Origin of the sequence: Pseudarthrobacter raffinosi, from assembly GCF_023913835.1 — a bacterium.
GTDB classification, from domain to species: domain Bacteria; phylum Actinomycetota; class Actinomycetes; order Actinomycetales; family Micrococcaceae; genus Arthrobacter; species Arthrobacter raffinosi.
Genome location: NZ_JAMXBG010000010.1, coordinates 87,863 through 109,521 on the forward strand (window position 1 = coordinate 87,863; position 21,659 = coordinate 109,521).

At 66.9% G+C, this 21,659-nt stretch carries 24 protein-coding genes and 2 riboswitches; of the genes, 15 read left to right on the top strand and 9 right to left on the bottom strand.

Features of this window, described 5'->3' with window-relative positions:
• The first annotated feature begins 56 nt into the window (after nt 1-56).
• A complete protein-coding gene (locus tag NG697_RS11755; RefSeq protein WP_256472909.1) occupies nt 57-617 on the top strand; it encodes a low molecular weight protein-tyrosine-phosphatase in 561 nt (186 codons plus the stop codon).
• Complete coding sequence (locus tag NG697_RS11760) at nt 614-2,737, top strand: chorismate-binding protein (RefSeq protein ID WP_252614275.1); 2,124 nt, start codon at nt 614-616, stop codon at nt 2,735-2,737. Before NG697_RS11755 ends, NG697_RS11760 begins: the two co-directional genes overlap by 4 nt.
• 37 nt (nt 2,738-2,774) lie before the next feature.
• Here NG697_RS11760 and cls read toward each other — a convergent pair whose 3' ends face one another.
• Complete coding sequence (gene cls / locus NG697_RS11765; RefSeq protein WP_252614310.1) at nt 2,775-4,247, bottom strand: cardiolipin synthase; 1,473 nt, start codon at nt 4,245-4,247, stop codon at nt 2,775-2,777.
• A 95-nt stretch (nt 4,248-4,342) separates the two neighbouring features.
• Here cls and NG697_RS11770 point away from each other — a divergent pair, with 95 nt between their 5' ends.
• From NG697_RS11770 to NG697_RS11790, 5 genes are all read left to right on the top strand, one after another.
• A complete protein-coding gene (locus NG697_RS11770; protein ID WP_252614276.1) occupies nt 4,343-5,284 on the top strand; it encodes an aminodeoxychorismate lyase in 942 nt (313 codons plus the stop codon).
• A 66-nt stretch (nt 5,285-5,350) separates the two neighbouring features.
• On the top strand, nt 5,351-5,818 hold the full coding sequence (locus NG697_RS11775) for an NUDIX hydrolase (protein ID WP_252614277.1): 468 nt from the start codon (nt 5,351-5,353) through the stop codon (nt 5,816-5,818).
• Nucleotides 5,819-5,899: 81 nt separating this feature from the next.
• Nucleotides 5,900-6,364, top strand: coding sequence for a pyridoxamine 5'-phosphate oxidase family protein (locus tag NG697_RS11780; protein WP_252608080.1), 465 nt, complete (start codon nt 5,900-5,902; stop codon nt 6,362-6,364).
• A gap of 13 nt (nt 6,365-6,377) precedes the next feature.
• Nucleotides 6,378-6,935, top strand: coding sequence for a GNAT family N-acetyltransferase (locus tag NG697_RS11785; protein WP_252608078.1), 558 nt, complete (start codon nt 6,378-6,380; stop codon nt 6,933-6,935).
• A gap of 104 nt (nt 6,936-7,039) precedes the next feature.
• Entirely contained in the window at nt 7,040-8,236 is a 1,197-nt protein-coding gene (locus tag NG697_RS11790; RefSeq protein WP_252614278.1) for an acetyl-CoA C-acetyltransferase, read from the top strand.
• A gap of 8 nt (nt 8,237-8,244) precedes the next feature.
• On the opposite strand, the gene NG697_RS11795 is transcribed toward NG697_RS11790, so the two are convergent.
• Nucleotides 8,245-8,745, bottom strand: coding sequence for a hypothetical protein (locus NG697_RS11795; protein WP_252614279.1), 501 nt, complete (start codon nt 8,743-8,745; stop codon nt 8,245-8,247).
• Nucleotides 8,746-8,870: 125 nt separating this feature from the next.
• A riboswitch (SAM riboswitch) is annotated at nt 8,871-8,986 on the top strand.
• A 13-nt stretch (nt 8,987-8,999) separates the two neighbouring features.
• Between NG697_RS11795 and NG697_RS11800 the strand changes: the two genes are divergently transcribed.
• From NG697_RS11800 to NG697_RS11815, 4 genes are all read left to right on the top strand, one after another.
• Entirely contained in the window at nt 9,000-9,275 is a 276-nt protein-coding gene (locus NG697_RS11800) for a DUF1737 domain-containing protein (RefSeq protein ID WP_252599136.1), read from the top strand.
• The gene (locus NG697_RS11805; RefSeq protein ID WP_252599138.1) at nt 9,272-9,685 is read left to right on the top strand and encodes a rhodanese-like domain-containing protein; all 414 of its coding nucleotides are present in this window, start codon (nt 9,272-9,274) and stop codon (nt 9,683-9,685) included. The genes NG697_RS11800 and NG697_RS11805 overlap by 4 nt, the downstream gene beginning before the upstream one ends.
• Entirely contained in the window at nt 9,682-10,890 is a 1,209-nt protein-coding gene (locus tag NG697_RS11810) for an O-succinylhomoserine sulfhydrylase (protein ID WP_252599141.1), read from the top strand. The genes NG697_RS11805 and NG697_RS11810 overlap by 4 nt, the downstream gene beginning before the upstream one ends.
• 104 nt (nt 10,891-10,994) lie before the next feature.
• Entirely contained in the window at nt 10,995-11,504 is a 510-nt protein-coding gene (locus NG697_RS11815) for a methyltransferase family protein (RefSeq protein ID WP_252614280.1), read from the top strand.
• On the opposite strand, the gene NG697_RS11820 is transcribed toward NG697_RS11815, so the two are convergent.
• Nucleotides 11,416-11,757: a DUF1905 domain-containing protein gene (locus NG697_RS11820; RefSeq protein WP_252614281.1), complete on the bottom strand. Its 342-nt coding sequence runs from the start codon at nt 11,755-11,757 to the stop codon at nt 11,416-11,418. The genes NG697_RS11815 and NG697_RS11820 overlap by 89 nt on opposite strands.
• A gap of 84 nt (nt 11,758-11,841) precedes the next feature.
• Complete coding sequence (locus NG697_RS11825; RefSeq protein ID WP_252614282.1) at nt 11,842-12,744, bottom strand: LysR family transcriptional regulator ArgP; 903 nt, start codon at nt 12,742-12,744, stop codon at nt 11,842-11,844.
• A 69-nt stretch (nt 12,745-12,813) separates the two neighbouring features.
• Between NG697_RS11825 and NG697_RS11830 the strand changes: the two genes are divergently transcribed.
• The gene (locus tag NG697_RS11830) at nt 12,814-13,437 is read left to right on the top strand and encodes a LysE/ArgO family amino acid transporter (RefSeq protein WP_252614283.1); all 624 of its coding nucleotides are present in this window, start codon (nt 12,814-12,816) and stop codon (nt 13,435-13,437) included.
• A gap of 95 nt (nt 13,438-13,532) precedes the next feature.
• Here the strand turns inward: NG697_RS11830 and NG697_RS11835 are convergent, their stop codons facing one another.
• Both NG697_RS11835 and NG697_RS11840 read right to left on the bottom strand, forming a co-directional pair.
• Nucleotides 13,533-14,759 carry a glutamate--cysteine ligase 2 gene (locus tag NG697_RS11835; protein WP_252608068.1) on the bottom strand — a complete coding sequence of 409 codons (1,227 nt, stop codon included), beginning with the start codon at nt 14,757-14,759 and terminating at the stop codon, nt 13,533-13,535.
• A gap of 151 nt (nt 14,760-14,910) precedes the next feature.
• Nucleotides 14,911-16,434 (bottom strand): UDP-N-acetylglucosamine 1-carboxyvinyltransferase, encoded by a 1,524-nt coding sequence (locus NG697_RS11840; RefSeq protein WP_252599149.1) that lies wholly within the window; start codon nt 16,432-16,434, stop codon nt 14,911-14,913.
• 249 nt (nt 16,435-16,683) lie between these two features.
• Here NG697_RS11840 and NG697_RS11845 point away from each other — a divergent pair, with 249 nt between their 5' ends.
• On the top strand, nt 16,684-17,457 hold the full coding sequence (locus NG697_RS11845) for a glycoside hydrolase family 25 domain-containing protein (protein ID WP_252599220.1): 774 nt from the start codon (nt 16,684-16,686) through the stop codon (nt 17,455-17,457).
• A gap of 48 nt (nt 17,458-17,505) precedes the next feature.
• On the opposite strand, the gene NG697_RS11850 is transcribed toward NG697_RS11845, so the two are convergent.
• From NG697_RS11850 to NG697_RS11860, 3 genes are read right to left on the bottom strand one after another with little or no spacing between them, the layout of a single operon-like run.
• Entirely contained in the window at nt 17,506-18,300 is a 795-nt protein-coding gene (locus NG697_RS11850; protein ID WP_252599150.1) for an energy-coupling factor transporter transmembrane component T family protein, read from the bottom strand.
• Nucleotides 18,297-19,892, bottom strand: coding sequence for an ABC transporter ATP-binding protein (locus NG697_RS11855; RefSeq protein ID WP_252614284.1), 1,596 nt, complete (start codon nt 19,890-19,892; stop codon nt 18,297-18,299). The genes NG697_RS11850 and NG697_RS11855 overlap by 4 nt, the downstream gene beginning before the upstream one ends.
• Nucleotides 19,892-20,542 carry an ECF transporter S component gene (locus NG697_RS11860; protein WP_252614285.1) on the bottom strand — a complete coding sequence of 217 codons (651 nt, stop codon included), beginning with the start codon at nt 20,540-20,542 and terminating at the stop codon, nt 19,892-19,894. The genes NG697_RS11855 and NG697_RS11860 overlap by 1 nt, the downstream gene beginning before the upstream one ends.
• 65 nt (nt 20,543-20,607) lie before the next feature.
• Nucleotides 20,608-20,749: riboswitch (TPP riboswitch) on the bottom strand.
• A 56-nt stretch (nt 20,750-20,805) separates the two neighbouring features.
• On the opposite strand from NG697_RS11860, the gene NG697_RS11865 reads away from it, so the two are divergent.
• Together NG697_RS11865 and NG697_RS11870 are read left to right on the top strand one after the other, a co-directional pair.
• Complete coding sequence (locus NG697_RS11865; protein ID WP_252599154.1) at nt 20,806-21,348, top strand: heme-degrading domain-containing protein; 543 nt, start codon at nt 20,806-20,808, stop codon at nt 21,346-21,348.
• Nucleotides 21,349-21,389: 41 nt separating this feature from the next.
• Nucleotides 21,390-21,653: a DUF4235 domain-containing protein gene (locus NG697_RS11870; RefSeq protein WP_056341347.1), complete on the top strand. Its 264-nt coding sequence runs from the start codon at nt 21,390-21,392 to the stop codon at nt 21,651-21,653.
• Nucleotides 21,654-21,659: the final 6 nt, after the last annotated feature.

The window sequence follows — 21,659 nt, forward strand, 5'->3', positions numbered from 1 at the left end:
ACGTCATGTGAATGCCAGCTGGCCAAGAATGCCCCCGGTCCCGCATGCTTAGCCCCATGAACTCATCGTCGAGCCCATACCGAATCATCGCCGTCTGCACGGGAAATATTTGCCGGTCACCGATGGCTGAGATGATGTTGGGCGCGGCCTTCCAAGCCGAGGGCATGGGCTCGGATGTGACAGTGGATTCGGCGGGAACTACCGGTTATGAGGCAGGACAGCCCATCGATCCGCACGCCGCCCGCCGGCTTGCGGAAACGCACTTGAGCTCAGAGCACCATGTTGCCCGCGCCTGGCAGGCCGGGTGGTTCCGCGAGCGCGATCTCATCCTGGCACTGGACGTTGACCACTACGCCTGGCTGCGCGACGCCGCGCCGGACGCGCACACCATGAACAAGGTCCGGATGCTCCGCAGCTTCGACCTCGCCGCTGCCGGCAGCGATCTGCTGGACCAAGGCATCGAGGATCCCTGGTACGGGGGCCATGCCGATTTTAACGCCGTCTGGGAGCAGATCCGCGGCGCCGTGCCCGGCGTCGTCGCGCATGTCCGCATGGTCCTTGGCCAGGCGGCGCCGCGACAGCAGCTGATGCAGCAGCAGGTACGCTCTATTTCATGACCCCCGCACCTGTGATCATCGCCATTGACGGGCGATCCGGCGCAGGGAAAACCACTCTGGCCATCGAACTGGCCGCGCAGCTGCGGAACCATCACAAAGTCGCGCTCTTCCACCTGGAGGACATCTACCCGGGCTGGAACGGCCTCACCGCGGGCATCGAGCGCTACGTTTCCACCGTGCTCACGCCGTTGAGCCGCGCCGAGCCCGCCACCTGGACCAGCTGGGACTGGGAAAGGCATTACGACGGCGACACACGCGTCACGCTGCCCGCCGAGATCGTGATCATTGAGGGAGTGGGGGCGGCGGCGGCGGACGCCCGGCCCCTGCTCAGCGCTGTCATCTGGGCCGACTCGCCGGACGACATCCGCCGAAAGCGTGCCTTGGACCGCGACGGCGGCACGTATGAGCCGTTTTGGGACCAGTGGGCTGAGCAGGAGGAAGCCTGGCTCGCCGCCGACGACGTCCCTCACGAAGCCGATATCCGCGTCCTCAACAATGCCGACGGTTCCGCCACCGCCGACGTTATGCAGGCCCTCGCGTACCTGCCCGCTCTCGGACCTGCCCTTGTTCCCGAGCTTGCCGCCCGCCGCGGCCTCAGACTGCGCGCAGAACGGCTGGACGCCAGGCCGGACGCCGCCGTGCTCTTCGAGAACCTCTACGGCGGCTCGGCAAATGCCGTCTGGCTGGACTCCTCCAACGCGGACGTCGCCACACCCGCAGGGCCGCTCCCGCAGCCGTCGCCCGCCACCGCGCGCAGCCGCTTCAGCATCCTCGCGGACGACGGCGGGACGTACGGCCAGGCGGTCACGCACCGGTCCGGCGAAAGCGTCATCACGGCAGGCTCCGCCACGGCGCGCGTGCCGGGACCGTTCTTCCGCTGGCTGGACACGGTCTGGGGACGCCGGGCGGTCCGCACGCCGGACGGCTACCCGGGCGACTTCACCCTGGGCTGGCTGGGCTGCCTGGGCTATGAGCTCAAGCGCGAAACCGGCGGGACGGACGTGGCGGCGCCGACCCCTGACGCGGCCCTGATCTTCGCGGGCCGGGCCGTCGTTTTGGACCACGTGGAAGGAGCGGCCTGGCTCCTTGCCCTGGAAGCGCCCGACGCCGACCACTGGCTGACCAACGCCCGCGCGGCCGTCGCTGTCGCCGCCGCTGTCGCCCCCGCCGCGAGCACGCCAGGCCCAGGGGACCAACGCACGCACGCCGGCGGCAGCGACGGCGTCGTCCGTCCCGTTGGGCCCGCGTTCAGCAGCCGCGACACGGAGCCCTCCTACCTGGCCAAAATCGCGGCCGCCCAGCACGAAATCCGTGAAGGGAACTCATACGAGGTCTGCCTGACCACCACGCTCACGGCCCGGCTGCCCGCCGCCGCGGCTGCCCCCTGGCCCACGTACCTCGCGCTGCGGCGGAAGAATCCCGCGCCGTTCGCCAGCTACCTGCGGTTCGGCGGGCTGACGGTGGCCAGTACGTCGCCGGAGCGGTTCCTGCGGATAACGTCCGACGGCGGCATGCGCGCCGAACCGATCAAGGGCACCCGCCGCCGGGGTGCTGATCCGGAGCGTGACAGGCAGCTGCGGGAGGATCTGGCGACCTCGCTGAAGGACCGCGCGGAAAACATCATGATTGTGGACCTGCTGCGGAACGACCTCAGCCACTTCGCGGAGCCCGGATCGGTGACTGTCAGCAGGCTGTGCGAGATCGAAAGCTACGCCACGGTGCACCAGATGGTCAGCACCATCGACGCGCGGCTCCTGCCCGGCTCGCCGCGGGCCGAGGCGGTGGCCGCCTGTTTCCCGGCCGGCTCCATGACCGGCGCCCCGAAAATCAGCACCATGGCAATCCTGGACCGGTTGGAGATGGGCCCGCGCGGCCTGTATTCCGGCGCGATCGGCTACTTTTCCCTCAACGGGGCCACGGACCTGGCGGTGGCGATCCGCACCCTGGTAACCACGGCGGTGGCCGGGGACGGCGGCGAACAAGCATCGACGGCGGAACTCACCCTCGGCGTCGGCGGCGCCATCACCGCCGACTCCGTACCTGACGAGGAGTACGACGAAATCCGCGTGAAGGCGCACGGTGTGCTTTCCGCGCTGGGTGCGGACTTTCCCGACGCCTGACCCCCGAAGTTTTTGATGCTCCTATCCTTGTCAAGAGTTACTGGAGCGTGGCGGTCAGCCTGGCGACGTTATCGACATAGCGGGCGGCGAGGGGGCGCTGCAGCCAGTCGTCGAGTATGAGCTCGTTGGAAATGTCGCGGTATGTGTCTTCGACCGCGCGCATACTGTTCACGGTTTCCGCACCGAGCAGCATCACCGAGACCTCCATGTTCAGCGAGAACGAGCGCATGTCCATGTTGCTGGAGCCCAGGACGGCCACTTCGTCGTCGATGGTGAAGTGCTTGGCGTGCAGCACAAAGGGCGCCTTGTAGAGGTAGATCCGGACGCCGGCTTCCAGCAGCGCCTCGTAATAGGAGCGCTGGGCGTGGTGGACCAGGAACTGATCGCCCTTTTCGGAGACGAACAGCTCCACGTCCACGCCACGCTGGGCTGCGGTGGTGATGGCGTAGAGCAGGGAGTCATCGGGCACGAAATACGGGCTGCAGATGGAGATCCGGTGCTGGGCGGAGTAGATCAGGGTGTTGAAGAGGCGCAGGTTGTTCTCGGTGATGAACCCAGGTCCGCTGGGCACCACCTGGGCCGTGACGTTGCCCGGCTCGGGGTTGTCCGGGAGCTGCAGCTGGTGTTCCAGGGACTCGTCGGTTTCGCTCAGCCAGTCCGTGGCGAACACCACGTTGAGCGTGGTGACGATCGGTCCACGCAGGCACGCCATCAGCTCCACCCATTCGCGGCCGGCCTTACGGTGTTTGGGGTTGTTGTAGGAGGGCTCGATCAGGTTCTGCGAGCCCGTGAAGGCGAGTTCGCCGTCGACCACCATGATTTTGCGGTGGTTCCGAAGGTCCGGGCGGCGCCATTGGCCGTGGATGGGCAGCACCGGGAGCATACGCTTCCACTGGATCTTTCCCGCCCGCAGCCGTTTGAGCAGGTCGCGGTAACCCTTGACGCGGAGCGTGCCGATGTGGTCAAATAGCACGCGCACTTCCACGCCACGCTCGGCGGCCTCCTCCAGGGCGGTCAGCAGGTCATCGGTGATGTGGTCCGTGCTCATGATGTAGAACTCGGCATTGACGAACGTCTTGGCTTTGCGCACGGCCTGGGTCATGGCCAGGATCGAGTCCGGGTAGCCGGGAAGGAGGTCCACGGAATTGCCGTCCACCATGGGGAGGGAGCCGAGCCGCCGGTTCAGTTCCCCGGCGGACGTCACCCATTCGGGCCCTTCATATTCACTGACGACGTCGGCGAGCGCCGAGATGCCGGACCGCACGCGGGTGTTGATGACCTCCTGCTGCTGGCGGCGGCGGCTGGAGAGCTTGAAGTTTCCGAACAGCAGGAAAAGGACTAGGCCCAGGAACGGCACAAAGAAGATGCCCAGCAGCCAGGCCATGGCCGTGGTGGGGCGCCTGTTGCCGGGGATGATGCCGATGGCCAGAACCCGGATCACCAGGTCTGCAATGCTGAGCACCACCACCACCCACGTCGGCGCGGTACCCGCAAGCGAACTTGGCCACAGCACTGGAATACCCCCGGATTGCGCGCACCCGCGGACCTGTTCCAGCGGGGCAATGACCACAGCTTAGCCGCGGCGGGCCCTACTAAGCTGGAGCCATGACTTCTCCTGCGCCCGTGGTGCTCGTTTTCCTTGACCCCGCGTTCCCGGACGGCCGGCTGGCCGACGCTTCGCAGCCCCAGCTGATGGCCACGGACCAGGGCGCCACCCGCGGGGACGGCGTATTCGAATCCATGCTCGCGGTGGGCGGCGCAGTCCGGAAGCTGCAGGCTCATCTGGACCGGCTCGTCGGGTCCGCCCAGGCCCTGGACCTGGTGATCCCGGCGCAGGATGCGTGGCGGGCGGCGATCGCCACGGGCGTCGCCGAGCACCACACGCAGCACCCCGCGCCGTCGCCCGCCGAGGACGAGCTGGTGGTCAAACTCGTGGTCACCCGCGGCCCGGAAGGGGCAGAGTCCCCCACGTGCTGGGTTCAGGTCTCCCCGGTAGGCGCCCTCGGACGCCGCCAGCGCGAAACCGGTATCGACGTCATCCTCCTGGACCGCGGCTACAACAGCGATGTGGCTGAGCGTGCCCCGTGGCTGCTGCTCGGCGCCAAGACCCTGTCCTATGCCACGAACATGGCCGCCCTGCGGTACGCCCACAAACAGGGCGCCGACGACGTCATCTTCACCTCCTCCGACGGCCGGGTCCTGGAGGGCCCCACGTCCACGGTGCTGCTGGCACATCTGGAAACCTCCGACGACGGCGCCGGCACCTCCCGCACGGTGCGCCGCCTCATCACCCCGCAGCTGGACAGCGGGATCCTCCCCGGGACCTCCCAGGGTGCACTTTTTGCGGCGGCCAAGGCAGCCGGCTGGGAGCTCGGCTACGGGCCGCTGGAGCCTCGGGACCTGCTGGACGCCGACGCCGTGTGGCTGATTTCCAGCATCAGGCTGCTCGCGCCGGTGAACCACATCGACGGCAAAGAAATCGGGACGCCTGCGGTGCAGAAGCAACTGACGGCCGAACTCAACGCATTGTTTGCCGCGATCCAGTAGGTTCCGGGATTCAGCAGTTTCCCGGATCCCGTAGTTTTCCGAAGTTCAGCAGGGAGGCCTCAAGCCATGGTGGTTCGCAGTGCAGGGATCCTGCTGTACCGGCAGGGAGCAGACGGGCTGGAAGTGTGGATAGCGCACATGGGGGGACCGTTCTGGGCCCGCAAACAAACCCAGTCCTGGTCGGTTCCCAAGGGCGAGTACCTTCCCGACGAGGAACCCCTGCTGGCCGCGCTGCGCGAGTTTGCCGAAGAAATCGGCACGCCGCCGCCAGCTGTTGCCTACTTCGAGCTGGGCGCGTTCAGGCAACCGTCGGGAAAGATCATCACGGTGTTCGCCGCGGAGTCTGACTTCCAGCCCGAAAGGATTGTGAGCAACACGTTCCCGCTGGAGTGGCCCAAAGGATCCGGCATCATCCAGGACTTTCCCGAGGTGGACGATGCCCGGTGGGTGACGGAATCCGAGGCCCGCAGCAAGCTGGTCAAGGGCCAGCTTCCGGTCCTGGACGCCCTCAGGGAGCATATTGAGCTGCCCTAAGTTGAACTACCGAGGCCCGGGCCGGGGATTACGGTGGCACTGCCCTGTTGGTCCGTCGCATAGGTCCGTATGGTTTGGTGCATGAACTCTTACGCGCAGCCGATCAACAAATTGACATTTGACGAATGCTGGGAATTACTGGCCGACGACACCCTGGGGCGGCTGGCCCTTGTAGTGGACGGCCATCCGGAGATCTTTCCGGTCAACTACGTCCTGGACCGCAGGAGCGTCGTCTTCCGCAGCGCCGGTGGCTCCAAACTGTGGGGCGCCCAGGCGGACCGTCCCGCGGCGCTGGAGATCGATGGATACGATCCCCGCACGGAGGTGGCCTGGAGTGTGGTGGCGCGCGGAGACACCGAAGTGATCGAGGCCCAGGCTGACAAGGACGCCGTCGACGCCCTGCATCTGGAGCCCTGGCAGTCTGGACCCAAGAATTACTACATCCGGCTAACCCCACTTGCACTGACCGGCCGCCGCTTCCAGGTCACCAAACCGGACGTCTGGAACACCCGGTTGTCGGACCGCCGTCGTGCTTCCTTCGAATAGCGCGGGAGAGTTCTTGCTTAGCGATTCCCCGGCCTTTCTCGTCCCGGGGGTCCGGATCCGGCTGCTGCGGCGGAGTGACGCAGCCGGCCTGAGCGAGGCCTACCTACGGAACCGCCAGCACCTCGAGGCTTGGGAACCGGAGCGGGACGAAGCCTTCTTCGCTCCCAGGCATCAACTGGACATCATCCGGGCCAAGCTCGCCCAGCATTCCGTGGGCCAGGAAGTTCCGTGGGTGCTGGTGGACCACAACGATCCCGCTTGCATCGTCGGCGCCGTCATCCTCACCGGCATCGTCCGCGGGCCGTTCCTCAACGCCAACCTCGGGTACTGGGTTGATTCCACCCTCAACCGGCGGGGCATCGGATCTGCGGCGGTCCGCTTCGCCACTGACCATGCCCGGACAGAACTGGGCCTCCACCGGGTCCAGGCGGCAACGCTGCTCGACAATGAGCGCTCACGCAAGATCCTCAAACGCGCCGGGTTTCGGGAAATCGGCGTGGCGCCGCAGTACCTGAAGATCGCCGGCCGCTGGCAGGACCACCTACTCCACCAACTGCTCCTCCACGGCTGACGCGATCGCGGCCGAATCAACAGCGCCTGCGCCACCTCACCGGCCCTCACGGTTCGCCTAAGCTGGCCCCGAGCACTCTTGAATCCGCAATCGAAAGGCACCCCATGAGCACCGACGCTCACATCCCCGTCATCCTGGGCGGCGCACGGACCCCCTTCGGCAAGTTCCGCGGCGGCCTCTCCGGGCTCACCTCCAGCGAACTGGGTGCCCACGCCATCCGGAACGCTCTGAAACGGTCCGGTGTGGCGCCGGAACAGATCCAGGCCGTCATCGTAGGCCAGGTCATCCAGGCGGGTGCTGGCCAGGGACCCGCCCGGCAGGCCAGCCTCGCCGCGGGCATCGGCTGGGACGTGCCCACCGTAACCATCAACAAACTGTGCCTGTCCGGCCTCACCGCGGTGATCGATGCCGCCCGGATGATCCGCGCCGGCGAGGCTGATTTCATTGTGGCGGCGGGCCAGGAATCCATGACCAACGCCCCGCACCTGCTGCCCCGGCTCCGCGGCGGCGTGGCCATCGGCGATGCGCCGCTGCTGGATTCACTGAACTTTGACGGCCTGCAGGACCCCGTCTCAGGCGAACTGATGGGCTCCGCCACCGACGCCGGGAACGCCCGCCTGGGCATCAGCCGCGAGGACCAGGACGCCGTCGCCGCCCTTTCGCACCAGCGGGCGGAGGCCGCCCGGGCGGCCGGCATCCTGGCTGAGGAGATCGCTCCGGTGGAGGTCCCGCAGCGCCGGGGACCCGCCGTCGTGATTGATGCCGACGAAGGCATCCGCGCCGGCACCACCATCGAGACGCTGGCGGCACTGAAGCCCGCCTTCTCCAAGGATCCGGCGGCCACCATCACCGCCGGTTCTGCCTCCCCGCTGTCAGACGGAGCCGCAGCAGTGGTAGTGGCCAGCAAGGCAGCTGCGGAAGCGGCCGGCCTCAGCTGGATCGCGGAAATCGGCAGCCACGGCCAGACCGCCGGACCGGATGGATCCCTGCATTCCCAGCCGTCCCGCGCCATTGAGCGAGCCCTGAAACTCGAAGGGCTGACCATTGACGACGTGGACCTCATTGAGATCAACGAAGCCTTCGCCTCGGTGGTGCTGCAGTCCGCCACGGACCTGGGGATCGACGCGGACAGGATCAACGCAGACGGCGGCGCCATCGCCCTGGGCCACCCGGTGGGCGCCTCGGGGGCCCGCCTGGTCCTGCATCAGGCACTCGCGCTGAACCGGCGCGGCGGCGGGACAGGCGTGGTTGCGTTGTGCGGCGGCGGCGGCCAGGGCGACGCCCTGATCCTCAAAGCCTGACGCCAGGTTCAGCCTCCGGGTCCAAGGATCACCAGCGGCACCAAGCGTTCCGCGCACGAAACCCGGACCAGTTCCGGTTGCCCCTGAGCCGCCCGGTTGTTCACTCCGGTGTCGTCGCACCAGTCCACGCCATAGGGGTAGGCGGTGACAGCGGCGTTCCCGGCCGCCAACTCGGCCGGGACGGTGAACACGAAAGTGAAGCCGCCGTCGTCGGTCATGGGAGCGAGCTCCTCCAGCACTGCGGTACCGGCCGCATCCTTGACCGTCACCTGGACCCGCGCGTCGCTGCCGTAGCGGGCATCGCAGGTGGTGTCCGGGGCACTGACGGTGACCCGGTCGCCGGGTTGGGCGGTGGCAGGCGAGACGGAAAACTCCGGCGGCATACAGGGCGGCGGTGCGAAAATGTTCCGGCAGCTTGTCACCCCCACCAGCACCGGCACGGCGCACAACGTCACAGCCAAAACGCGTGCCCAGGCGCCCGTCAGTGAACGCCCTCGAAAGTTCCCCATGACCCGATTGTCCCGTCGGCGCCGGCGTTACGGAAGCACGGTGGGATTACGGAAAAACGCGTTGGTTACGGAACATGACGACGGCGGCGGTGCGGCCGGGCGGGCCGGATGTTACGTTTTTGGGGAGTAATGAGAACCGGCGCCAAGCCCTGACTGGCCGGTCGGCAACCCTCCCTTTCGCGGCGGGGTGCCTCAGGTGAATACTCGGCATATCGACCCATTCGAGCTGCAAGCGTGAAAGAAGGAGTTCCGTCGTGTCTGACGCACCCGCCCCCGCCCCCGCCCCCGCCCCCGAAGAGAAACTGTCGTACCGGCTTGTCACCGGGCCGGATGACAGGTCTTTCTGTGAACGGATTTCCACTGCCTTGGCCGAAGGGTATGTCCTGCACGGCAGCCCGGCCGCGACGTCCAACGGCGGCGTTGTGATTGTTGCGCAGGCACTCATCCTCCCGTCGGCCATCGCCACCGCTGATGCCGCCGTCGCCTCCGCCGTGGATGACCTCGATTTCGACGGCGAGGGCCACGCATGAGCTACGCCGGAGACCTCACCCCGCAGCAGGCCTGGGCCAAACTCGAACAGGGCGCCATTCTGGTGGATGTCCGGACCGAAGGTGAATGGGCCCACATCGGCATCCCGGACACGAAGGCCACGGACAACGATCCCCTGTTCATCCCGTGGACGTTCCCGGGTGGCATCCCGAACCGGGATTTCATCACCGACCTGACGCAGCAGGCCCCGGTGGACGACGGCACTGAACTGGTGTTCCTCTGCCGCTCGGGCCAGCGCTCCATCGCCGCCGCCATCGCCGCGACGCAGGCCGGTTTCACCTCCTACAACGTCCTGGAGGGTTTCGAGGGCGAGCCGGACCGCTACGGCGAGCGCACCGTCAACGGCTGGAAGAACCGCGGCCTGCCCACCAATCTGGGAATAGCCAAGTGACCTTCAACCCAGACGCCGCCAGCTGGAGCGCCGAGACGCAGGCGGTGCGCGGCGGGCTGGACCGCACCAACTTCCAGGAGACCACCGAGCCGGTCTTCCTGAACTCGGGCTTCGTCTACGAGTCCGCTGCCGCCGCCGAGCGCGCCTTCACCGGTGAGGACGAACGCTTCGTCTACTCCCGGTACGGCAACCCGTCCGTAGCCACATTCCAGGAACGCCTCCGCCTGCTTGAGGGCACCGAAGCGTGCTTTGCGACGGCGTCGGGCATGTCAGCCGTGTTCACCGCACTGGGCGCCCTGCTGGCGGCCGGGGACCGGGTGGTTGCCGCGCGATCGCTGTTCGGCTCCTGCTTTGTGATCCTGAACGAGATCCTGCCGCGCTGGGGCGTGGAAACCGTGTTTGTTGACGGCCCGGATCTTGAGCAATGGCGCGTCGCGCTGTCGGAGCCCACCACGGCCGTGTTCTTCGAGTCGCCCTCCAACCCGATGCAGGAAATCGTGGACATCGCCGCGGTCAGCGAGCTGGCACACGCCGCCGGGGCCACCGTCGTCGTCGACAATGTCTTTGCCACTCCCCTGCTGCAGCGCTGCGGCCAGCTGGGTGCGGACGTGATTGTGTACTCCGGCACAAAGCACATCGACGGCCAGGGACGTGTCCTGGGCGGCGCCATCCTGGGCACCAAGGAGTTCATCGACGGCCCGGTCAAGCAGCTCATGCGGCACACCGGCCCGGCCCTCTCCGCGTTCAACGCCTGGGTGCTCACCAAGGGCCTCGAAACGATGGCGCTGCGCGTGAACCACTCCTCCGCGTCCGCGCTGCGGCTGGCCGAATGGCTCGAACAGCAGCCGGCCGTCAGCTGGGTCAAGTACCCGCTGCTGAAGTCTCACCCGCAGTACGAGCTCGCCGCCAAGCAGATGAAGGCCGGCGGCACCGTCCTCACGTTGGAACTTGCGACGACGGGTGGCCGCTCCGGCAAGGAAGCCGCCTTTGCGCTGCTGGACGCCTTGCGGATCATCGACATCTCCAACAACCTGGGCGACGCGAAGTCCCTCATCACCCATCCGGCCACCACGACGCACCGCGCCATGGGCCCCGAGGGCCGCGCCGCGATCGGGCTCAGCGATGGCGTGGTGCGGCTGTCCGTGGGCCTGGAGGACGTGGACGACCTCATCGGCGACCTGGAGCAGGCCCTGAAGCACATCTAGGTCTGGTTGGCCTGGTTCTGATTGGCGCGAAGGAACAGTTGAGGCCCTGTTTCTTGCGTCTTTCGGGGCCTCAACTGTCCCTTCGCGCCGGGAGGCCGTGACGTATGAACGCACACCGGGACTGGGGCCGGCTGCTTTCCAACATCCCGCTGCCCGAGCAGAACCTGGCGGGAATCGCCGTCGGCGTGGTCCTTCAGCGTTTGATGCCGCTCCGGCTCGGCGGGCCACACTTTCTGGTACGGACCATCGGCGCTGCATCGTTGGCGACGGGTAGCGCAATCGTCAGCTGGGCGTTGCTGGCTGCCCGGAACACCGGGTTGTCCCGGCCCGATGCGTTGCTAACCGCCGGGCCCTATGCGCACTCGCGGAACCCGATGTACGTGGGCTGGGCCCTGGCGCACCTGGGAATTGGGCTGCTGCGCGATGATGCCTGGACGGTGGCGGCCCTCCCGGTGGCTTCCGTGGCAGTGCACCGCGGGGTGCTTGGAGAAGAAGAGATCCTGGCGGCGTCGTTCCCGGTGGAGTTCAGCCAGTACCGCTTGTCTGTTCCCCGGTATGTGCTTCGCCTTCGCCGTGCATGGCGAGCCGGACTGCCACGTCATCCCCGTCGCTGATGCCTGCCGCATCCCTGGCGGCCTTCTTGACGGGCAGCAGGTAGGAGCTGCTCTTGCTGTCCGGGAAGACCGAGGTCTGCCAGCTGTAGCCGGAGATTTCCGCCGTGACTTTGACCGAGCCGAAGCCCCTCCGGAACACCGCGGCCTCTTCCCGGAGGTCGTCGGCGACCTCGACAGGGAGGGTAAGGAAGTGCCAGCCGGATTCGTCGGGATAGCGCCACAGTTCGGCCCGGAATGAGTACAACGACGTCACGGCCTGAGTATGGCATGCCGCGTTGCCGGACGCATCTCCTGTCGGGGCCGGGCCAGGCGAATGACGCGTGAGGCAAACGCCGGCTCAGGCGAGTGGCTGGCGCAGCTGCCGGGAGGCCGTCTCCCGGACCGCGGCGGTCAGCTGGTTGAGCACCGGGGAGTCGATTTTCCAGCGCTGCCAGTACAAGGACACGTCAACGGGGCTCGCGGAGGCCAGCTCCACGAGGGCGCCGCTGCGGAGGTCTGCCAGGCACTGTTGCTCCGGCAGCAGCCCCCATCCCAGTCCCAGCCGGATGGCCTGGGCGAACTCGGCCGACGACGGCACATAGTGCCGCGGCGCGGTCAGTTCCGCGCCGGTCATCGTGCGGAAGAACCCGTCCTGCAGGTCATCCTTTCGGTCAAAGTCCACCACCGGGGCCTGGCTCCCTGCAACAAGTTCCGGCCCGTCGGGCCACCAGCGCCGGAGGTAGCCGGGACTTGCCACCGCACGGTACCGCAGGGAACCCAGCGGTTCCACACTGCAGCCCTGGACCGGTTCCGGCGTTGCGGTAACCGCGGCCATCACCGATCCCGTCCGCAGGAGCTGGGTGGAATGCTGCTCGTCCTCCCTGCGCAGTTCGAAGCAAGCGCCGAGGTCCGGCGGAAGATTTGCCAGCGCAGGCATGAACCAGGTGGAGAGTGAGTCCGCGTTCACCACCAAGGGAATGGGCGCCGTCGGGCGGTCCCTGCTCTCGCCGAGCTCCTGCTGGGCGTCCCATTCGAGCTGCCGGACCTGCCGGGCGAACCGCAGGATGGCCTCTCCGGACGTTGTGGGGCGGACGGGGTTGGTGCGCTGCAACAGGATCTGGCCGGCCGCGTCCTCCATCGCCTTGAGACGCTGGGAAATGGCCGACGGCGTGACGTACAGGCTGCGGGCCGCCGCCTCGAGCGTCCCCTCGTCCACGACGGCCGCGAAGGTCCGGAGCTGCTCGAACTGGAACATCTTCATTAGCTTTCCTTAATAGAGCTTAGAATATTTAGCTGGAGTAATCCTATGTCCGCCCGTACGTTGGAGGATATGGATCTGACTGCATTTCTAGGCCCCGCCGCGCTGGGCTTCGGCACGGGCCTCGCCCTCATCGTGGCCATCGGCAGCCAGAACGCTTTTGTCCTCCGGCAGGGCATCCGCGGCGAGCATGTGGCCGCCGTCGTCCTGGTCTGCAGCGTCTCCGATGCGCTGCTCATCGCTGCGGGCATCGCCGGAGTGGGGGCGCTGCTCCAGTCGAGTCCCGTGATCGTAGACGTGGTCAGGTTTGCCGGCGCCGCCTTCCTGGTGGGCTACGGCGTTATGGCGGCGCGCCGGGCGGTTCGTCCTGGAGCACTAACGGCGTCGGGGCGGCAGCCCGCCGTCGGCCTCGGCGCCGCCATCAGCACGGTACTGGCCCTGACGTGGCTCAACCCGCATGTCTACCTGGACACTGTGCTGCTGCTCGGATCGGTGGCCAACCAGCAGGCACAGGATTTGCGTTGGTGGTTCGGGGGCGGAGCCATCGCCGCCAGCATCGCCTGGTTCAGTGCGCTCGGGTTCGGTGCCAGGGTCCTCCGGCCGTTCTTCGCGCGGCCCTCCTCGTGGCGCATCCTGGACGGACTCGTCGCTGCGGTCATGCTCACGCTGGGTGTGCGCCTGGCTGTCGGTGCATGACGTCGTCGTTTCTTGGCGCGAACGGACACTGTGGGCCCGTCACAGCGCAAGAGCAGGGCTATATCTGCCCGTTCGCGCAAAGCTTCAGGGAGAACTCAGGACAGGCGCACGCGCAGCAGCTCCGGGACCTCGTCCGCCTCACGCAACCCGGAAGTGCCGCGCATCGTGACACGCACGGCGTGGGCAACCACGGCCCCCAGCCCGCCGTCGTCGGGCGCCGATTCTTGCATCACCGCGTCCCGCACCCTGCGCTGTTCCGTGGAGCCGGTGCCGCGGGCAATGATGTCCTCGATGCCCTGCCGGGCCAGGGAAAGTTCGTCCTGCTCGGCGAGGACCGGAGCCAAATAGTCCACCAAGGATCGCACCACGTCGACGGCCGGCGCCGGCCTGAACGTGCCAAAATCCAGCAACTCACCGTTCAGGCCACTGCTGCTCGCCTGCCATGCCGCCATCCGCAGCAGCACCGTGGGCACCGGCGCCGGCTCCACGCCGTCGCGCCATTCACGGCTGGCCGATTCGACCAAGGCCCGCACCAGCACCGCGATCAGGGCAGCGTCCTCGGCGCGGAGGCAAACGTCGGCCACCCGGACCTCAACCGTGGGGTGGTTCCGGGACAGTCGGGCGTCAAAGTAGATCATGCCTTCATCCAGCAGCACGCCACTGTCCAGCAGACGCGTGACCACCCTCCGATATGCGGAGTACGTGCTGAAAATGGCCGAAGGGCCGGACATAGGCCAGCGGTTCCAGGCCTGGGTTCGGTAGCTCTCGAACCCTGTGGGCATCCCGTTCCAGAACGGCGAATTTGCGCTCACTGCCGTGAGCACTGCCAGCTTGTCCCGGATCCTGTCCAGCACTGCCACGCCCTCGTCCTTGGATTCGATGAACGTGTGGACGTGGAAGCCGCAGGTCAGCTGCTCCTGCGCGGTCAGGCCGAAGCGTTCCAGCATCCGGGCATAGCGGGCGTCCGGAGTGGTGTGGCTCGCAAGGCCAAACGGAGAAGTGGCCAGCGCAGCGACCCTGGCACCGTTCTTGATGGCCGCCTGGTCCGCCAGCAGCCGGCCGGCCCGGATCTGCTGCAGCAGTTCTGCGTACTCGAGGCAGGGACGGGTCTGGGTCTCGATCTGCTCAAGCTTCAGCTCGGCAGTCAGGCCAGTCCAGTCGTCGTGAGCGGTTTTTTCCTTGGCTGCCAGCGCATAGGGACGTTCCGGGGCGTCGTCGGCTGCCATCCGGCGGCCAGCCAACATCGCATCCGCGAGGGCAAGCGGCTCCCCCGTGTCCGGATCAACGATCAGGAGCTCTTCCTCGACGCCGAATGTACGCATTCTTATATTGTGCTGCAACGCCCGCCAGGTTGACCCGGTTACTGCCGATCATGACGAAGCGCGAACCGGCAGATAAAGCGCTCAAATCCGCCTCTGGGGGTCGTTATCTGCCAGTTCGCGCCAGGCGGAGGGCCGCAAGTGTACGTTCGCGTTAGTCCTGGAAGTACTCCACCTTGGCGCCGATGGTGTTGAGCCGTTCCGCCAGGTCTTCGTAGCCGCGCTCGATCACGTAGATATTCCGCAGCTCCGAAACACCCCGCGCCGCGAGCATGGCCAGCAAAAGGCAGGCGGCGGGGCGGAGCGCCGGCGGGCAGCCCACCTCGGCGGCCCGCCACTTCGTGGGGCCGTTGACGTAGATCCGGTGCGGGTCCAGCAGTTGCACCTGGGCGCCGAGCCGGTTGAGTTCGGTGAGGTAGATGGCCCGGTTCTCGTAGACCCAGTCGTGGATCATGGTCTGGCCGTCGGCGTTGGCGGCGATGACCGCGAAAAACGGCAGGTTGTCGATGTTCAGGCCCGGGAACGGCATCGGGTGGATCTTGTCCTCCGGCGCCCGCAGCTCGGACGGCTTGGTGGTCACGTCCACCAGCCGGGTGCGGCCGTTGCGCGCCACGTACTCGCCGGAAATCTCCAGCTGCTGGCCCATCTGCTCCAGCGTGGCCAGTTCGATCTCCATGAACTCGATGGGCACGCGGCGGATGGTCACCTCTGAGTTGGTGACGATCCCGGCGGTGATAAGGCTCATGGCCTCAATGGGGTCCTCGGACGGGAAATACTCAATGTCGACGTCGATGAGCGGCTGCCCGGTGATCTTCAGTGTGGTGGTGCCCACGCCGTCGATCTTCACGCCCAGCATCTCGAGGTAGAAGCAGAGGTCCTGGACCATGTAGTTGGGGCTGGCGTTGCGGATGACGGTGGTGCCACGGCGGTGCGCCGCTGCCATGATCGCGTTCTCGGTGACAGTGTCCCCGCGCTCGGTCAACACAAAGGACCGGTCGTGAGTGTCCGGCGGCGGAGCCTGCACGGCGTAGAAACCGGCAGTGGCTTCCACGGAGAGCCCGAACTGGCGCAACGCCTGCATGTGGGGCTCCACGGTGCGGGTACCTAGATCGCAACCGCCGGCATAAGGCAAGCGGTATTCCGCGGATTCGTCCAGGAGCGGGCCCAGGAGCATGATCACGCTGCGCGTGCGGCGCGCCGCGTCCACATCCATGGCTTCAAGGTCCAGGACGGCGGGGCGGCGGAGCTGGAGGTCGGTGTCGTTGAGCCACGTGCATTCGACGCCGATGCTGGTCAGGACCTCCACGATCCGGTTGACCTCTTCGATCCGGGCGAGCCGGCGCAGGACCGTGGTGCCGCGGTTGATCAGGCTGGCGCACAGCAGCGCCACACCGGCGTTCTTACTGCTGTTGACATCCACCGCACCGGACAAGGTGCGGCCGCCTTCGATCCGCAGGTGCGTCATCTGCGGTTTGCCTACTTTGACGATGCTGCGGTCGAAGATCGTTTCGAGCCGCTGGATCATCTTGAGGCTGAGGTTCTGCTTGCCCTGTTCCATCCGGGCGACGGCGCTTTGGCTGGTTCCCAGCGCGGCGGCGAGCTGGCCTTGGGTCCAGCCCTTCTCGGTCCGGGCATCCTTGAGCGTGGCGGCGATGTGCTCGGCAGTTTCCTGAGTCATAACAAAAAAATATCACAAATGAGCTATTTTATGGGATGCGAATCGGAGTGGCGCCTGAAATCCCAGCAAATACCCGATTCATGAGATAGCAGCTCCTTGATGATTGTCCTTGACCAGCCACTCGCTCGGCGGGAGACTGAAACATCGGGTTCACCCGATAACGGAAGAATGCCCTGCAGGAGGCCTGCCATGTATGGGAATGCGGCTACAGCATCCCGTGCTTTAGCGTGTGCCATCTTGTGCCTGCTCATGGCCCTTTGCGGGCTTATCGTGGCGCCGGCGTCCGTGGCCGCCCCTTCACCGGGCGAGGGCGCCGAGCAAGCACTGGGTAACGATGTCTCGTGGCCTCAGTGCAACAAGGCGCTTCCCGCCGCTTCAGCTTTCGGGATCGTGGGCGTCAACAATGGCCTGGCCAGCACCACTAACCCCTGCCTCGCCGAACTGCTCCGCTGGGCCAAAGCCATCACGGTGAACCCGACCGACCAGCCGTCCGTGGCCCTTTACGTCAACACCGCCAACCCGGGGCACGCTGGCTCCTGGTGGCCCACCAGTAACAACTACCCCGCAGCCCAAGCTGTATCCAACCCCTACGGCACCTGCAAGGACAAGGACGTTGCCCCGGCGTGCGCATACATGTACGGCTACGCCAAGGCCTACGACGACGCCTACATCCGCGGCATCAGCAGCCCCTCGGACTACCTGTGGTGGCTCGATGTTGAAACAGGCAACAGCTGGTCCCTCGACAAGAGTGCCAACCGTGCCGTCCTGGAAGGTATGACCGACTTATTTCACAGCATCGGCGCCGACGTCGGCATCTACTCCTCGGCCTATCAATGGGGACAGATCGTGGGCACCGTCAGCAACTCCAGCAACCTTTATGCCCTGCCCAGCTGGCTGGCAGGCGCCCGCACGGCCTTCGGAGCCACGGCCAACTGCTCGAATGCGCCGCTAACCCCCGGCGGCACAGTCACCCTGACCCAGTTCGTCTCCAGGGGCTTCGACTACGACCACTCGTGCATTTAGCAAGCACAGCGCGGCGTAGCCAGAATCCAGAAGCATGGCCCGCCCGGACTAACGCCAGACGAAGTTCCAGGTCCCCATTACAGCCGCGGAAACCACCGCAGCCGCTGCGATCAGCACGCCGCCCGCCAGCACCCAGGCATCCAGCCGCGAATACGTGGATTCCCGCGCCCACGTCCTATGCCCCGCGCCAAAACCGCGCGCTTCCATGGTGATGGCCAGCCGGGACGCCCGGCGGATGGCCTGGACCAGGAGCCCGAAGCTCTGCCCGAGGGTGGCCCGCAGCCGTTGCAGCGGGCTGCCCTGCGAGCCGACTCCGCGGGCCCGCCGCGCCATGCCGATGGTCTGCCACTCCTCGGCCATAAGTCCCACGAGCCGCATCGCTGCCAGCGTGCCAAGGACAAAACGGTGCGGCAGCCGGGCCTTCTGGGCCAGCGCATCGGCGAGGTCGGTGGGATCTGTGCAGGTCATGAGCAGGATCGCCGGCAGGGCAATCGCGAGCCCGCGCAGCATAAAACCGATTCCCAGCTGCAGGGAACCCTCGCTGATGGACCAGATCCCGACGTCGAGCAGCACAGCGCCGCTGTCCGCCGCGACGATCGCCGTGCTCCAGCCGCCCAGGGCTGCCGCGAGGATGAGCGGCCAGCCGCGCTGCCACAAGAGGCGCAGCGTGAGGCCAGCCAACGGAAAGAGCGCCAGTTCCGCCGCAAGCGCCACCGAGGCAGACACCCAGTCGATGGAGAGCGCCAGCACCAGGGTGATGAGGAAGACGACGGCGAACTTGGCCAGCGGGTTGGCGCGCGTCAGCAGCCCGTGGTTGTTGCGGAGGGTCAGGGCATCCCTCATGCCGCACCTGCTTCCTGGCGGGCGCCGCCGCGCGAGGCCGGGCCCAGCCGCAGTTCGGCCCCGCCCAGGACGGCGCTGAATTCCTGGTCGTGGGTCACGGAAACCACTGAGGTCCCGGCGTCGAGCAGTTCCGAGAGGAACGATGCGAGCTCGGCCCAGGTGTTGGCATCCTGGCCGAACGTCGGCTCGTCGAGCACCAGCACACGAGGGTGGGCCGCGAGGACGGTGGCCACCGACAGGCGCCGCTTTTCGCCACCGGACAGCGTGTACGGATTGGCGTCCACCAGGTGCGTCAGGCGCAGCCGTTCCAGCAGCTCATCAACCCGTTCCTCGCCATGTCCCAGATGCCGCGGACCGAACATCAGCTCGTCCAGCACACGGCCGGTGACAAACTGGTGCTCAGGCTCCTGGAAGACGGTTCCGATGCGGGAAATCAGCTGGTTGGCTTTCCATTTGAAGGGATCGATCCCGGCCCCCTCGGAGAGCTCGACGGCGGCCGACACCTTTCCCGCCACCGGCGCAAGAAGTCCGGCGAGCGTCAGCGCAAACGTTGACTTTCCGGCGCCGTTGGGCCCCGTGACGGTGAGTGCCTGGCCGGAACGGACCAGGGCCGTGATGCCCTGCTGCACCGGTACGGGCGGGATCGTCCGGAAGCCGCGGCGCCGCGGACGCTCGCGGGAGACGGCAAGGTCCTCGGCCGCCAGCAGCAGGTCACCTGAGCCTGCGGACACGCGGCGGCGGGTTGCCGGAACATAGCCCGGCACCCAGACACCCGCGCCGATCAGCATGTCCCGCGCCTCCGCAAGCACCTGGTCCGGCGGCCCGTCCAGCAGGACTGCGGACGTAGCGGGGGAAGCAGCGGAACCCGCTGCCGAGCCCGGCTGCAGCACCACAATCCGGTCCACCAGGTCCTTCCAGACGGACACACGGTGTTCCACCACAACGAGGGTGGCTCCGGTTTTGTCCAGGCAGCGGCCCACGGCGTCGCGGACTTCCAGCACGCCGGCGGGATCCAGGTTCGCGGTGGGCTCATCCAGCAGGATCAGCCCGGGCCGCATCGCGAGGATCCCGGCCAGCGCCAGGCGCTGCTTCTGCCCGCCGGACAGGGCCGACGTCGGGTGGTCCAGCGGGAGCCCGCCGGCGTTCAAACCGCCGCCCCCGGCACTTCGCAGCCCGACGTCGTCGAGCGCTTCATGGACGCGGCGCCAGATCTCGTCCCGCGGAACGGCGAGGTTCTCGGCGCCGAAGGCGACGTCGTCGCCCAGGCGCGAAAGAACCACCTGCGTTTCCGGATCCTGCTGCATCAGTCCCGAGCGGCCGCGCTGCCCGCGCGGCACCACACCGTCGATCAGCAGCGAACCGGTTTCGTCGGCGTCGTCCCCTTCATCCCCCAGCACTCCTGCGAGCGCATGCAGCAGCGTTGACTTGCCCGCGCCCGATGGGCCCAGCAGCAGCACCCGCTCGCCGGGAGCGATGTCGAGGTCGAGCCCCCGGACGGCGGGGGCGGAACGTCCGGCATGCCACCAGCCCCAGCCACGGGCGGACACCGCGGCGGGGCGTACTCCGGAAGCGCCGGCGTCGGAAGCGGTCATCAGTTGAAGAAGGGCTCCGAAGCTGCCTTCCGGGATGCGAACGAGCTCAGCACGCCGGTCCTGGCCAGGCCGCGGGTGGCGATCCAGGACAGCGCGCCCGCAATCACCGCGCCGGAGATGGTGCAGAACGCGATGTACGCGAGCTTGTCGGCGGGCTCGTAGGCGATGTTCCAGCCCCACGGCAGGAACGAGTCATTGAGGCCGCAGAACAGGCCCGCGCCGGCACCGGCCAGCAGCGCGGCGATGAGGTTGTACTTCTGGTGCAGGAAGGACTTGAACCGGAAGTTGCCGTACACCAGCAGGAAGAACACCAGTTCGGCGCCCAGGCCCTGGAGGAGTCCGGAGATCAGCACGGTGGCGCCGTACTGCGAGCCCATGATGAGTTCGCCGGTGGCGGCCACCGCTTCGCAGAAGAGCGCCGCGCCGGGTTTGCGGATGATGAGCATGCCCAGCACTGCCGGGATCATCCAGCCACCGGCGATCAGGCCGGTCAGCGGGGGGTAAACGGCGTTCATGGGGGCGGAGACGATGCCGGCGCCCTGGGACCAGGCCCAGAAGATCACGCCGCCGGTGATGGCGATGAGCGCCGCCACCACGATGTCCACAACACGCCAGGTATTGCCGGTCTTTTTGATTGCTGCAGTTGTCATTTTGGTCCTCCTGAGGAACAGGAGGGGAAAGTGCCCCGGCGTGCGGCGCTGCCGCCGTTTCCGGACACTTCGAGAACTCGACTCCCTTGCGCCGGTACTAACCGGATCAGGTTCGAGGGTCTGCGGCTGTCCGCACTCTCAGCGCCCACCTGCGGTTCCCTGGCAATGCCAGTGATGTCCGACGGCGGCGCTCCCCTGTCGTATTAAATCTGCCCTGATGGGCGTGCTCCAGTTTACACCGCGGGCGGGGTAGATTGTGGGCCATGACTGCCAACAACCCGACTGTGACTGCGTTCAATCCCGATTCGACAGTGCCCCAGCCGGCGGGGCTGCTTGAGGCCCTGATTGCCCGGGTCGAAGCCGAGATCAACGAGCTGCAGTTTCCGCATTTCAGCAAGGACGACTCCCTCAACCTCGGGCTGCTCCTGGTGGAGCTGGGCAAGAGCCGGAAGCTGCCCATCGCGATCGACATCACCAAGGGTGACCAGGTCCTGTTCCACGTGGCCTTGGACGGCGCCACCCCGGACAACGAGCACTGGGTCCGGGCCAAGCAGCGCACCGCCGCCAGGTATGAGATCCCGTCGCTGCTGGTGGGCCTCCGCGGCAGGCTGCACGGCGGCCGGATCGAGGACCACGGCTGGTTCGACGAGTCCACCTATGCCCCGCACGGCGGCTGCTTCCCGGTCTACGTCACCGGTGTGGGTGCAGTGGCCACGGTAACGGTCTCGGGCCTGCCCCAGCAACAGGACCATGATCTCGTGGTGGAGGCCCTGCGGGAGATTCTGGAGTCCATGCATGCGGGTTAGGCTAAAGACAATCCCGGATCCGCTCAAAAGGAGTTCAACGAATGAACCTGTTCATCAAGCTGCTCGGCACTGCAATCAGCCTCGGCGCCGGATTCGTCGGCACCAAGATGGTCAATACCGTATGGGAAAAGTCCACCGGCCGGAAGCCCCCGACCGGCAGGGATGAAGACACCCCCACGAGCCTTCGCTCGGCGCTGACGTTCGCGCTCATCTCGGCCTCCGTCAGCACTATCATCCAGGTGCTCGCCAACCGCGGCACGCAGCGGGCCATCACCCGCTTCGCCAAGTCCCAGGACATCGTCTGACCGCAT

Coding starts and splice junctions, on each gene's coding strand:
- NG697_RS11855 (WP_252614284.1), bottom strand. CDS start 19,892: ATGACCGCTTCCGACGCCGGCGCTTCCGGAGTACGCCCCGCCGCGGTG.
- NG697_RS11755 (WP_256472909.1), top strand. CDS start 57: ATGAACTCATCGTCGAGCCCATACCGAATCATCGCCGTCTGCACGGGA.
- NG697_RS11835 (WP_252608068.1), bottom strand. CDS start 14,759: ATGCGTACATTCGGCGTCGAGGAAGAGCTCCTGATCGTTGATCCGGAC.
- NG697_RS11830 (WP_252614283.1), top strand. CDS start 12,814: ATGGATCTGACTGCATTTCTAGGCCCCGCCGCGCTGGGCTTCGGCACG.
- NG697_RS11870 (WP_056341347.1), top strand. CDS start 21,390: ATGAACCTGTTCATCAAGCTGCTCGGCACTGCAATCAGCCTCGGCGCC.
- NG697_RS11850 (WP_252599150.1), bottom strand. CDS start 18,300: ATGAGGGATGCCCTGACCCTCCGCAACAACCACGGGCTGCTGACGCGC.
- NG697_RS11795 (WP_252614279.1), bottom strand. CDS start 8,745: ATGGGGAACTTTCGAGGGCGTTCACTGACGGGCGCCTGGGCACGCGTT.
- NG697_RS11780 (WP_252608080.1), top strand. CDS start 5,900: ATGAACTCTTACGCGCAGCCGATCAACAAATTGACATTTGACGAATGC.
- NG697_RS11770 (WP_252614276.1), top strand. CDS start 4,343: ATGACTTCTCCTGCGCCCGTGGTGCTCGTTTTCCTTGACCCCGCGTTC.
- NG697_RS11815 (WP_252614280.1), top strand. CDS start 10,995: ATGAACGCACACCGGGACTGGGGCCGGCTGCTTTCCAACATCCCGCTG.
- NG697_RS11805 (WP_252599138.1), top strand. CDS start 9,272: ATGAGCTACGCCGGAGACCTCACCCCGCAGCAGGCCTGGGCCAAACTC.
- NG697_RS11825 (WP_252614282.1), bottom strand. CDS start 12,744: ATGAAGATGTTCCAGTTCGAGCAGCTCCGGACCTTCGCGGCCGTCGTG.
- NG697_RS11790 (WP_252614278.1), top strand. CDS start 7,040: ATGAGCACCGACGCTCACATCCCCGTCATCCTGGGCGGCGCACGGACC.
- NG697_RS11845 (WP_252599220.1), top strand. CDS start 16,684: ATGGCCCTTTGCGGGCTTATCGTGGCGCCGGCGTCCGTGGCCGCCCCT.
- NG697_RS11865 (WP_252599154.1), top strand. CDS start 20,806: ATGACTGCCAACAACCCGACTGTGACTGCGTTCAATCCCGATTCGACA.
- NG697_RS11860 (WP_252614285.1), bottom strand. CDS start 20,542: ATGACAACTGCAGCAATCAAAAAGACCGGCAATACCTGGCGTGTTGTG.
- NG697_RS11840 (WP_252599149.1), bottom strand. CDS start 16,434: ATGACTCAGGAAACTGCCGAGCACATCGCCGCCACGCTCAAGGATGCC.
- NG697_RS11775 (WP_252614277.1), top strand. CDS start 5,351: ATGGTGGTTCGCAGTGCAGGGATCCTGCTGTACCGGCAGGGAGCAGAC.
- NG697_RS11760 (WP_252614275.1), top strand. CDS start 614: ATGACCCCCGCACCTGTGATCATCGCCATTGACGGGCGATCCGGCGCA.